Origin of the sequence: Streptomyces swartbergensis (assembly GCF_002148965.1) — a bacterium.
Taxonomy (GTDB): domain Bacteria; phylum Actinomycetota; class Actinomycetes; order Streptomycetales; family Streptomycetaceae; genus Streptomyces; species Streptomyces swartbergensis.
Map to the genome: position 1 here is coordinate 1 of NZ_NGFN01000275.1, position 11,608 is coordinate 11,608.

The window sequence follows — 11,608 nt, forward strand, 5'->3', positions numbered from 1 at the left end:
GCCTGGACCTCCAACTCGTCCTCGCCCTGGTCTGCGCGGGATACGCCGTCGGTTCCGCGTTCGGCTGGGGTTCGTACGAAGTGGCCCTGATCATGGGCGACTTCGGGCTGAGCGCCGCGGCGGCCACCGCCGCCGTGTCGTGCTTCCTCTACGCCCGCAGCCGCCGCACCCGCTTTCGACCCGCCTGGCTGCTCTTCGGCCTCTCCTCGGCCATGGCGTCCCTGGGCAACCTGGTCTGGGGGTGGTACGAGGTCGTCCTCGGTCAGCCCGTGCCCAGCCCCAGCTACGCCGACCTCTTCTTCCTCTGCTTCGCGCCGCCCGCGATCGTCGGGCTGCTCGTGCTCGCCAAGCGGCCGGTGAGCAAGGCCGGCTGGGTCTGCCTCGGCCTCGACGCCTGGCTGATCGGCGGCTCGCTGCTCACCCTGGCCTGGAGCCTCGCCCTCGCCCAGGCCGCGAAGTCGGAAGGGTCGAGCGTGGCGCACACCGCGCTGTCGCTGGCCTACCCGCTGCTCGACATCGCGCTGGTCAGCATGGTGCTCGCCCTGCACTTCAGGCGGTCCGCGGTGAACCGCTCCGCGGTCAACACCGCCATCGGCGCCCTCGCGCTGACCGTGATGTGCGACGCCCTGTTCACCTCACCGCTGATGCACCACGACTACCGCTCCGGCCAGCTGCTCGACGCGGGCTGGTTCGCCGGCTCGCTGCTCCTGGCGTACGCCCCGTGGGCCGCGCCGCGCACGCCGGACACGGACCGGCACGGCCCGGACCGGCAGAGCATGGCGGGGCACACGCGCGTGGTGCACGAGCACGTGCCCGGTCAGCGCAGCGGCCCGCACCACCATTCGCCCCTGCCCGGAGGCGAGCTCGGCCGGTACCCGGCCGCCCGGCCCATCGCCGGCTCCCTCGCCGCCCTCACGCCGTATCTCGCGGCGGCCGTGTGCACCCTGGGAATCCTCTACAACGTCCTCAACGGCCGCAGCGTGGACCGCGTGGTCCTGCTCACCGGTGGCACGGTCGTGCTCGCGCTCGTGGTGCGCCAGGGCATCATGCTGCTCGACAACATCACGCTCACCCAGGAACTGGCGCAGAAGGAGAACCACTTCCGCTCCCTGGTGCAGGGCTCCAGCGACGTCATCATGATCGCCGCCCCCAGCGGCGTCCTGAGGTACGTCTCCCCGGCCGCCGCCGGAGTGTACGGCCGCCCGGCGGAGGAGCTGGTGGGTACGGAACTGGCCGGTCTCATCCACCCGGAGGATCTGGGCTGCGTCGTGCACGAGGTGCGGCGTTTCCTCGCCGCGAACCCGGTCGAGGAACCCACTACGCGCATCGAGTGCCGCTTCCGGTCCGGTGACGGAGGCTGGCTGAACGTCGAGTCGACCGTCAACCGCCATCACGGCGGCCTCATCTTCAACAGCAGGGACGTGACCGAAAGGGTCCGGCTCCAGGCCCAGTTGCAGCACAACGCCGAGCACGACCCGCTCACGGACCTGCCCAACCGCGCCCTGTTCACCAAGCGCGTCCAGCACGCCCTCTCGGGCCGCCGCGCCTCCGACCGGGGCGTGGCCCTACGGAACACGGCCGTGCTGTTCATCGATCTCGACGGCTTCAAGGCCGTCAACGACACCATCGGGCACCAGGCCGGGGACGAGCTGCTCGTCCAGGCCGCCCGCCGGCTCCAGGACTCCGTCCGGCAGGGCGACACCGCCTCCCGGCTGGGCGGAGACGAGTTCGCGGCCCTGATCGTCGGGGACAACACCCGCGACCGCGAGGCCCGGCAGCGGCACATACTGGAGCTCGCCGACCGCCTCAGGACGACGCTCTCCCAGCCGTACGTCATCGACGGCAACGATGTCCGTGTCAACGCCTCCATCGGCGTGGCCTTCGCCGAGCCGGGCCTCGGCGCGGGCGAGCTGCTGCGCAACGCCGACCTGGCCATGTACCGGGCCAAGGCCGGCGGCAAGGGCCGCGTCGAGCTGTACAAGCCGCAGATGCAGCAGGACGTCGTACGGAAGGCGGAGCTGGCCACGCGACTGCGCGCCGCGCTGCACGACGGCGAGTTCACCCTGCTGCACCAGCCGGTGGTGTCCCTGGAGGACGGCCGGATCGCATCGGTGTCCGCGCAGGCGCGCTGGCGCTCCTCCCAGGGGGTGCTGTTCACGCCCGCGGAGTTCCTGCGCGTGGCGGAGGACAGCGACAAGACCGCCGAGCTGGGCCGGTGGATGATCGAGGAGGCCGTCGAGCAGGCCGCCGAGCGGCACGCGACCGGGCTGTCCGCGCCGGTCGTCGTCCGGATGAGCGCCCGCCGGCTGCTGGACAAGTCGATGCCGCTCGGCACGATCGAGGCACTGCTCACGCGGCACGGGCTGCCGTCCGGGTCGCTGGTCATCGAGCTGTCCGACGCCGACCCCAGGGCCGGCCTGGACGAGCTGGAGCGGCGGCTGGGTGCCCTCAGGCGGGTCGGTGTCCGGATCGCGCTCGACGGTTTCGGCAGCGGCTACGGGGCGATCACGGCCCTCAGGCGACTGCCCGTCGACATCCTCAAGCTCGACCGCAGTCTGGTCGAGGGCGTCGTCGAGTCCGCCCGCCTGCACAAGATCACCAGTGGGCTGCTGCGCATCGCCGGCGACCTCGGGCTGAAGTCCGTGGCCGACGGGGTGGATCTGCCCGAGCAGGTCGTCGCCCTGCGGGCGATGGGCTGTACGCACGGGCAGGGCATGGCGTTCTCCGGGCCGCTCGACGAGTACCGGCTGCGCCGGGCGCTCGCCAACGGCCACTATCCGGTGCCGCACGGACCGGCCGAACCGGCGTTCGCGTGCGGCGCCCCGCGGGTGTACAGCTCGGGTGTGTCCGCCGTCATCGGAGGCGGTACGACCCTTCGCTCACATAATGAGACTCCCGTCCCACCCACTTGACAGTGAGTGCGTGCCGGGGAGAGGGTCTGTGCCATGCGCACCCGAATTCTCGTACTTGGACAGCGCGTCGGCTGACGCTGAGCCTCGACCGCTCAGCGACCCCACCCGGCGCGCTCCCCTCGCTTGCCTTATGGCACGAGGGGTTTTTTGTTGCACGGGCGCCTTCCGTGCAACAGCCGAAAACCGCACAAACTTCGCAAAAAACCCTCAGCATCTGAGAAGAGAATGCCGATGACCGAGCAGGCCACCGGGGCCCATCACCCGCAGCCCCGGCCCCGATCCGGAGGACAGCACTCCGCCCCCGAGCAGGTGACGGGCGCGCAGTCCCTCATCCGCTCCCTCGAGGAGGTCGGCGCCGACACGGTATTCGGCATTCCCGGCGGTGCGATCCTTCCCGCCTACGACCCGCTGATGGACTCGACCCGGGTGCGCCACGTCCTGGTCCGCCACGAGCAGGGCGCCGGCCACGCGGCCACCGGCTACGCGCAGGCCACCGGCAAGGTCGGCGTCTGCATGGCCACCTCCGGGCCGGGCGCCACCAACCTGGTCACCCCGATCGCCGACGCGCACATGGACTCCGTGCCGCTGGTCGCGATCACCGGCCAGGTGGCGTCCAAGGCGATCGGCACGGACGCCTTCCAGGAGGCGGACATCGTCGGCATCACCATGCCGATCACGAAGCACAACTTCCTCGTCACCAAGGCCGAGGACATCCCGCGGGTCATCGCCCAGGCGTTCCACATCGCCTCCACCGGCCGTCCCGGCCCGGTCCTGGTCGACATCGCCAAGGACGCGCTCCAGGCGAAGACCACCTTCTCCTGGCCGCCGACCATGGACCTGCCCGGCTACCGCCCGGTGACCAAGCCGCACGCCAAGCAGATCCGCGAGGCCGCGAAGCTGATCACCCAGGCCCGCCGGCCCGTGCTGTACGTCGGCGGCGGCGTGATGAAGGCCAAGGCCACCGCTGAGCTGAAGGTCCTCGCCGAGCTCACCGGCGCGCCCGTCACCACCACCCTGATGGCTCTCGGCTCGTTCCCGGACAACCACCCGCAGCACCTGGGCATGCCCGGCATGCACGGCTCGGTGGCCGCCGTCACCGCCCTGCAGAAGGCCGACCTGATCATCGCGCTCGGCGCCCGGTTCGACGACCGCGTCACCGGCAAGCTGGACAGCTTCGCGCCCTTCGCCAAGATCGTCCACGCGGACATCGACCCGGCCGAGATCGGCAAGAACCGTGCCGCCGACGTGCCGATCGTCGGTGACGCCCGCGAGGTCATCGCCGACCTGATCCAGGCCGTGCAGAAGGAGCACAGCGAGGGCCACCAGGGCGACTACAGCATGTGGTGGAACGACCTGAACCGCTGGCGCGAGACCTACCCGCTCGGCTACGACCAGCCCGGCGACGGCTCGCTCTCCCCGCAGCAGGTCATCGAGCGCATCGGGCAGCTCGCCCCCGAGGGCACGATCTTCGCGGCGGGCGTCGGCCAGCACCAGATGTGGGCCGCCCACTTCATCGAGTACGACAAGCCCGGCACCTGGCTGAACTCCGGCGGCGCCGGAACCATGGGCTACGCCGTCCCGGCCGCCATGGGCGCCAAGGCCGGCGCACCGGACAAGGCCGTCTGGGCCATCGACGGCGACGGCTGCTTCCAGATGACCAACCAGGAGCTCACCACCTGCGCCCTGAACAACATCCCGATCAAGGTCGCCGTCATCAACAACGGCGCCCTCGGGATGGTCCGCCAGTGGCAGACCCTCTTCTACAACCAGCGGTACTCCAACACCGTGCTGCACTCCGGCCCGGACGACGTCAACCCGCAGGCCCGCGGCACCCGCGTCCCCGACTTCGTGAAGCTGTCGGAGGCCATGGGCTGCTACGCGATCCGCTGCGAGTCCCCGGAGGACCTGGACAAGGTCATCGAAGAGGCGAACTCGATCAACGACCGCCCGGTCGTCGTCGACTTCATCGTCCACGAGGACGCGATGGTCTGGCCGATGGTCGCCGCCGGCACCTCCAACGACGAGATCATGGCCGCCCGGGACGTCCGCCCCGACTTCGGCGACAACGAAGACGACTGAGCGAGAGAGACCGAAGAGATCATGTCCAAGCACACGCTCTCCGTCCTGGTGGAGAACACCCCCGGCATCCTCGCCCGGATCGCCGCGCTGTTCTCCCGCCGCGGCTTCAACATCGACTCGCTCGCCGTCGGCGTCACCGAGCACCCCGACATCTCCCGGATCACCATCGTCGTGGGGGTGGAGGACCTGCCGCTGGAGCAGGTGACCAAGCAGCTCAACAAGCTCGTCAACGTGCTCAAGATCGTCGAACTGGAGCCGTCGCAGGCGGTGCAGCGCGAACTCGTCCTGGTGAAGGTGCGCGCCGACAACGAGACGCGCTCCCAGATCGTCGAGATCGTCCAGCTGTTCCGCGCCAAGACCGTCGACGTCTCCCCGGAGGCCGTCACCATCGAGGCCACCGGCTCCGGCGAGAAGCTGTCCGCCATGCTCAAGATGCTGGAGCCGTACGGCATCAAGGAGCTCGTCCAGTCCGGCACGATCGCGATCGGCCGCGGTGCCCGTTCCATCACGGACCGGTCGCTGCGCGCCCTGGACCGGTCGGCGTAAGACCCGAAACGGGCGGTCGGCGCGCCGCCGGCCGCCCGTATTCCGAGACCCTCAAGCTTCCCTTCCGCCCCCCGTCATACGGTGGGACGCAACACCTGCACTCCCGAGGAGAGAACCCAAAGTGGCCGAGCTGTTCTACGACGCCGACGCCGACCTGTCCATCATCCAGGGCCGCAAGGTCGCGGTCATCGGTTACGGCAGCCAGGGCCACGCCCACGCGCTGTCGCTCCGTGACTCGGGTGTCGACGTGCGCGTCGGTCTGCACGAGGGCTCCAAGTCCAAGGCCAAGGCCGAGGAGCAGGGCCTGCGCGTGGTGACGCCGTCGGAGGCCGCCGCCGAGGCCGACGTCATCATGATCCTCGTCCCGGACCCGATCCAGGCCCAGGTCTACGAGGAGCACATCGCCCCCAACCTGAAGGACGGCGACGCGCTGTTCTTCGGCCACGGCCTGAACATCCGCTACGGCTTCATCAAGCCGCCGGCCGGCGTGGACGTCTGCATGGTCGCCCCGAAGGGCCCGGGCCACCTGGTCCGCCGCCAGTACGAGGAGGGCCGCGGCGTTCCCTGCATCGCCGCCGTCGAGCAGGACGCCAGCGGCAACGCCTTCGCGCTGGCCCTGTCGTACGCCAAGGGCATCGGCGGCACCCGTGCCGGCGTCATCAAGACGACCTTCACCGAGGAGACCGAGACCGACCTGTTCGGTGAGCAGGTGGTCCTCTGCGGTGGTACATCCGCGCTGGTCAAGGCGGGCTTCGAGACCCTCGTCGAGGCGGGCTACCAGCCGGAGATCGCCTACTTCGAGTGCCTGCACGAGCTGAAGCTGATCGTGGACCTCATGTACGAGGGCGGCCTGGAGAAGATGCGCTGGTCGATCTCCGAGACCGCCGAGTGGGGCGACTACGTCACCGGCCCGCGCATCATCACCGACGCCACCAAGGCCGAGATGAAGAAGGTCCTCGCCGAGATCCAGGACGGCACCTTCGCCCAGACCTGGATGGACGAGTACCACGGCGGTCTGAAGAAGTACAACGAGTACAAGACGCAGGACTCCGAGCACCTGCTGGAGACCACCGGCAAGGAGCTGCGCAAGCTCATGAGCTGGGTCGACGAGGAGGCGTAAGCCTCACGGCCGGGGGCCGGAGCGACAGGCTCCGGCCCCTTCGGCCAACCCGGGGTAACGTCGGAGGTACGGCGTTGTCCGACCTGTCCGGCCACGGACGGGTGATCCTTCCGCAGCGGCGCGAGACGACGCCGTCGGCGCCACTACACTGCTGCACACACATACGCGTCAGGCCCACAGCGTCGTGCGTCTTCCACGCGGCCACCACCCTCCACCGCCTGCGGCCGTCGGGACGGCCGTCCGCAGCACTGGACTTGTGAGGACTCACGTGAGCTCGAAACCCGTCGTACTCATCGCTGAAGAGCTGTCGCCCGCCACCGTCGACGCCCTGGGCCCGGACTTCGAGATCCGGCACTGCAACGGCGGGGACCGAGCCGAACTGCTCCCCGCCATCGCCGACGTGGACGCGATCCTGATCCGTTCGGCCACCAAGGTCGACGCCGAGGCGATCGCCGCCGCGAAGAAGCTCAAGGTCGTCGCGCGAGCCGGCGTCGGCCTGGACAACGTGGACGTCTCCGCCGCCACCAAGGCCGGCGTGATGGTCGTCAACGCCCCCACCTCGAACATCGTGACCGCCGCCGAGCTCGCCTGCGGTCTCCTCCTCGCCACGGCCCGCAATATCCCGCAGGCCAACGCCGCGCTGAAGAACGGCGAGTGGAAGCGCAGCAAGTACACGGGTGTGGAGCTGGCCGAGAAGACCCTCGGTGTCGTCGGCCTCGGCCGCATCGGCGCGCTCGTCGCGCAGCGCATGTCCGCCTTCGGCATGAAGGTCGTCGCCTACGACCCGTACGTGCAGCCCGCCCGCGCCGCGCAGATGGGCGTCAAGGTGCTGTCGCTGGACGAGCTGCTCGAGGTCTCCGACTTCATCACCGTCCACCTCCCCAAGACCCCCGAGACGCTCGGCCTGATCGGCGACGAGGCGCTGCGCAAGGTCAAGCCGAGCGTGCGCATCGTCAACGCCGCGCGCGGCGGGATCGTCGACGAGGAGGCGCTGTACTCCGCCCTCAAGGAGGGCCGGGTCGCCGGTGCCGGTCTCGACGTGTACGCGAAGGAGCCCTGCACGGACTCCCCGCTGTTCGAGTTCGACCAGGTCGTGGCCACCCCGCACCTCGGCGCCTCCACCGACGAGGCGCAGGAGAAGGCCGGTATCGCCGTCGCCCGCTCCGTGCGTCTCGCGCTCGCCGGTGAGCTCGTGCCGGACGCGGTGAACGTCCAGGGCGGGGTCATCGCCGAGGACGTCAAGCCGGGTCTGCCGCTCGCCGAGCGCCTGGGCCGGATCTTCACCGCGCTCGCCGGTGAGGTCGCGGTCCGCCTCGACGTCGAGGTGTACGGCGAGATCACCCAGCACGACGTGAAGGTGCTGGAGCTGTCCGCCCTCAAGGGTGTCTTCGAGGACGTCGTCGACGAGACGGTGTCCTACGTCAACGCCCCGCTGTTCGCCCAGGAGCGCGGCGTCGAGGTGCGGCTGACCACCAGCTCGGAGGCGACCGAGCACCGCAACGTCGTCACCGTGCGCGGCACCCTCGCCGACGGCGAGGAGGTGTCGGTCTCCGGCACGCTGGCCGGCCCCAAGCACCTCCAGAAGATCGTCGCCGTCGGCGACTACGACGTCGACCTCGCGCTCGCCGACCACATGGTGGTGCTGCGGTACGAGGACCGGCCGGGTGTCGTCGGCACGGTCGGCCGCATCCTCGGCGAGGCGGGCATCAACATCGCCGGTATGCAGGTGTCGCGGGCCGTGGCCGGTGGCGAGGCGCTGGCGGTGCTGACCGTGGACGACACGGTGACCTCCGGTGTGCTGGCCGAAGTGGCCGCGGAGATCGGTGCGACCTCGGCTCGTTCGGTGAACCTGGTCTGAGGTTGCCGTTCAGACGCCGGACGGGCTGAGTCGATCAGCTCGTCCGGCGTTGTCATGCGCGGGCGCCCGCCGCAGCAGGACCGCCGCCAGTACGGCCGCGCCCAGCAGCGTCACCGCCCCCGCCAGGGCAGCGCCGCGCATTCCGCTGGTGAACGCCTCCCGGGCCGCCGCCGCCAGGACGTCCCCCGCGCGTCCCGGCAGTTGCTCGGCCACGGCCAGGGCGGCACCCAGCGTCTCGTGGGCGGGAGCCGGTGCCGAGGCGGGGATCTCGTGGCGGTAGACCGCCGTACCGATCGACCCCAGGACCGCCATCCCCAAGGCCCCGCCGAACTCGGCGCCGGTCTCCATCAGGGAGGAGGCGGTCGCCGCCCGGTCCACGGGGGCGGCGCCCATCGCGAGGTCCATGATCTGGGTCGTCGCCATGACGACCCCGCAGGCCAGGACCCCGCACGCGGTCAGCACCAGCCACATCGACTCCGTCCCGGCGACGGCCAGCAGGCCGTAACCGCTCGCGGAGATCGTGAAGCCCGCCGCGACGACGGTGGCGCGGGCGACGCCCTTCTGCACCAGCCAGGCCGCCAGCGGGGCCGCCATGCCGATCGGCAGCGACGGCAGCAGGCCCCACAGCGCGGCCTCCATCGCGCTCTTGCCGAGCACCGACTGGATGTACTGCGTGGTGAAGAACGCCGAGCCCATCATCCCGAACAGCGCGAGCAGGTTCAGGACGACGGCGGGCCCGAAGCCCTGGCCGCGGAACAGCGCGGGCGGGATCATGGGTGAGGCCGACGTGCGCTGGCGGTGGACGAAGAGGGCGATGAAGAGCAGGCCGACGGTGATCGAGACGACGTACCGGACGTTCCAGCCGTCCGACGTGATCTCCTTCAGCCCGTAGATCACCGGGAGCACCGCCGCCATCGACAGCGGCACGCTCAGCAGGTCGAAGCGGCTCGGGGCGGGGTTCCTCGACTCGGGGAGCAGGATCGGGCCGAGGACCAGCAGCAGCGCCATCGCGGGCAGGTTGACCAGGAAGACCGAGCCCCACCAGAAGTACTCGACGAGCACGCCGCTCATCACCGAGCCGAGCGCGACGCCGCCGGTCATCACGCCGGACCACAGAGCGATCGCCTTCGCGCGCTGCGCGGGGTCGGTGAACATCGTGCGGACCAGCGCCAGCGTCGACGGCATCAGGGTCGCGCCGCCGATGCCCAGCACCGCGCGGGCCGCGATCAGGGCCTCGGCGCTGTGGGCGTACGCCGCAGCCAGCGAGGCGGCGCCGAAGGCGGCCGCGCCGATCAGCAGCAGCTTGCGGCGGCCGATCCGGTCGCCCAGCGCGCCCATCGTCATCAGCAGGCCGGCCAGGACGAAGGCGTAGATGTCGAAGATCCACAGCTGCTGGGCGCCGGTGGGCTCCAGGTCGGCGCTGATCTCCGGGACCGCGAAGTAGAGGACCGAGACGTCCATCGAGACCAGCAGCAGCGGCAGCATCAGCACGCCGAGGGCGGTCCATTCGCGACGGCCGGCGCGGGCCGGGAAGTTGGGGTTCGTCGTCATGGGTCAGGACTGTACGAGCGTCTTAAACGCTTGTCTAGTACGACTGTATAAGACGTGCGTCTGGGACGGCTGTATGGATCCGGGAGTAGGGTGGGATGTCATGGGACACCGTGAGGATCTGCTCGAGGGCGCCAAGCGCTGCCTGCTGGCGAAGGGGTTCGTGCGCACGACCGCGCGCGACATCGTCAAGGAGTCGGGGACCAACCTGGCGTCGATCGGCTACCACTACGGCTCGAAGGACGCGCTGCTGGCGCAGGCGTACATCGAGATGGTGGAGGGGATGTCCGACGCCTTCGAGGGCGGCGGTGAGCTGAGCGGGGAGCCGGGGTCGCTGGAGCGGTTCGCCGACGTGTGGGCGAACATCATCTCCACCATGCGGGAGCCCGGTTCGATGTGGCGGCTCAGTATGGAGATCGTGGCCATGGGGGACCAACTGCCGGAGGTGCGGGAGCATCTCGCGCGGGCCCAGCGGGAGGGTGCGCGCGGCATCGTGACGCTCTTCCACGGCGGCAGCGAGGACGACGTCCCCGACGAGCGGGTGGACACCGTCGGCTACTTCTACCTGACCCTGATGATGGGGCTCGTGGCGCAGTGGACCTTTGATCCGAAGAGCGCGCCCGAGGCCGGGCAGCTCGCCGAGGGGCTCCGCCAGGTGATCGAGGCCGCTATCCCGAAGTGACGCCGACGCGCCCCTCGCGCATCTCGACGACCCGGTTCGCGAAGTGCCGTACCACCGCCCGGTCGTGGCAGATGAACAGGTAGCCGAGGCCCAGGTCGTCCTGGAGGTCGGCGAGCAGGTTCAGCACGCCCGCGCGCACCGACGGATCGAGTGACGACACCGGCTCGTCGAGCACCAGCAGCCGCGGTTCGGACGCCAGGGCGCGGGCGATGCCGGCGCGCTGGCACTGGCCGCCGGAGAGCTCGTGCGGGTGCCGGTCGCCGTACGCGGGGTCGAGGCCCACCCGGTCGAGGAGTTCGGCGACCCGGGCCGGGCCGTCGGCGGGATCCCAGCGGCCCTGCACCTTCAGGGGTTCGGCGATGGCGTCGCGGATGCGGTGGCGGGGGCTCAGCGAGCCGTACGGGTCCTGGAACACGGGCTGCATACGGGGGCGCAGCGGGCGCAGTTCGCGCTCGGTGAGGGAGGTCAATTCCCGTCCCTCGAAGCGGACTTCACCGCTCGTCGGGCGGCGCAGCTGGAGTACCGCCAGGGCCGTGGAGGACTTGCCGCAGCCGGACGGGCCGTTCAGGGCGAGGGTCTCGCCGGCGGCCAGGGAGAAGGAGACGCCGTCGACTGCGGTGACCTGGCCGTAGCGGACGACCAGGTCGCGGACGTCGAGCAGGGGTTCGCTCATGCGGGCTGCCGCTCCTTCAGGAACAACTCGGTGGCCGGGTGGGGGAGTTCCTCCCAACGGTGGCAGGCGACCAGGCGGCCGGGTATCTGCCGGGGCTCCGGTTCTGCCGTGTGGCAGGAGTCCGCCGCGAGCGGGCAGCGCGGGGCGAAGGCGCAGCCCGGCGGAAGGGCGCCCGGGGCGGGCGGGGTGC

Annotated in this window: 8 protein-coding genes and 1 pseudogene; 6 read left to right on the forward strand and 3 right to left on the reverse strand. The window is 70.5% G+C overall.

What is annotated here, in order from left to right; genetic code table 11:
* Positions 1–2 precede the first annotated feature (2 nt).
* From CA983_RS32220 to serA, 5 genes are all read left to right on the forward strand, one after another.
* Positions 3–2,912, forward strand: a complete 2,910-nt coding sequence (locus CA983_RS32220) for a putative bifunctional diguanylate cyclase/phosphodiesterase (RefSeq protein ID WP_086604334.1) — start codon at positions 3–5, stop codon at positions 2,910–2,912.
* Positions 2,913–3,143: 231 nt separating this feature from the next.
* Positions 3,144–4,991 (forward strand): acetolactate synthase large subunit, encoded by a 1,848-nt coding sequence (locus CA983_RS32225; RefSeq protein ID WP_208637085.1) that lies wholly within the window; start codon positions 3,144–3,146, stop codon positions 4,989–4,991.
* A 21-nt stretch (positions 4,992–5,012) separates the two neighbouring features.
* A complete protein-coding gene (gene ilvN / locus CA983_RS32230; RefSeq protein ID WP_010048631.1) occupies positions 5,013–5,537 on the forward strand; it encodes an acetolactate synthase small subunit in 525 nt (174 codons plus the stop codon).
* A gap of 121 nt (positions 5,538–5,658) precedes the next feature.
* Entirely contained in the window at positions 5,659–6,657 is a 999-nt protein-coding gene (gene ilvC, locus CA983_RS32235) for a ketol-acid reductoisomerase (RefSeq protein ID WP_086604336.1), read from the forward strand.
* A gap of 268 nt (positions 6,658–6,925) precedes the next feature.
* Complete coding sequence (gene serA / locus CA983_RS32240) at positions 6,926–8,515, forward strand: phosphoglycerate dehydrogenase (protein ID WP_086604337.1); 1,590 nt, start codon at positions 6,926–6,928, stop codon at positions 8,513–8,515.
* Between the two features lie 9 nt (positions 8,516–8,524).
* Here the strand turns inward: serA and CA983_RS32245 are convergent, their stop codons facing one another.
* Positions 8,525–10,066, reverse strand: coding sequence for an MFS transporter (locus CA983_RS32245; RefSeq protein ID WP_086604338.1), 1,542 nt, complete (start codon positions 10,064–10,066; stop codon positions 8,525–8,527).
* Positions 10,067–10,166: 100 nt separating this feature from the next.
* On the opposite strand from CA983_RS32245, the gene CA983_RS32250 reads away from it, so the two are divergent.
* Positions 10,167–10,745 carry a TetR/AcrR family transcriptional regulator gene (locus CA983_RS32250; RefSeq protein ID WP_086604339.1) on the forward strand — a complete coding sequence of 193 codons (579 nt, stop codon included), beginning with the start codon at positions 10,167–10,169 and terminating at the stop codon, positions 10,743–10,745.
* Here CA983_RS32250 and CA983_RS32255 read toward each other — a convergent pair.
* Complete coding sequence (locus CA983_RS32255; protein WP_086604340.1) at positions 10,732–11,418, reverse strand: ATP-binding cassette domain-containing protein; 687 nt, start codon at positions 11,416–11,418, stop codon at positions 10,732–10,734. The genes CA983_RS32250 and CA983_RS32255 overlap by 14 nt on opposite strands.
* Positions 11,415–11,608 (reverse strand): annotated as a pseudogene (locus tag CA983_RS32260) (ABC transporter ATP-binding protein); the annotation flags it as partial. The gene CA983_RS32255 and the pseudogene CA983_RS32260, both read right to left, overlap by 4 nt.